Here is a 248-nt window from a genome sequence, read left to right on the forward strand (position 1 = left end):
GGCTGCTGGTGGCGACGGGAGCACTCAACATCAACATCTTCCTCTTGGGTGCCCTTGTTTTTGTCTGCGCATTTGTGGGGGACCAGACGGGCTACCTTATTGGCAAGAAGACCGGTCCCGCTCTCTTCAGGCGACCAGACGCCCGGTTGTTCAAGCAGGAGCGCCTGGCTAAGGCGCACGCATTCTTTGACAGGTACGGCGGCCGTGCGGTGATACTTGCCCGCTTTGTTCCGGTCATCCGCACCTTG

General features: G+C 59.7%; 1 protein-coding gene. It reads left to right on the forward strand.

Translation table 11 applies throughout. The features are described 5' to 3' along the window. A partial coding sequence (locus tag SB772_RS44155; RefSeq protein WP_410839042.1) for a DedA family protein occupies positions 1-248 on the forward strand: 248 nt, incomplete at both ends.

Source organism: Paraburkholderia sp. SIMBA_030 (assembly GCF_046535245.1).
Lineage (GTDB): Bacteria > Pseudomonadota > Gammaproteobacteria > Burkholderiales > Burkholderiaceae > Paraburkholderia.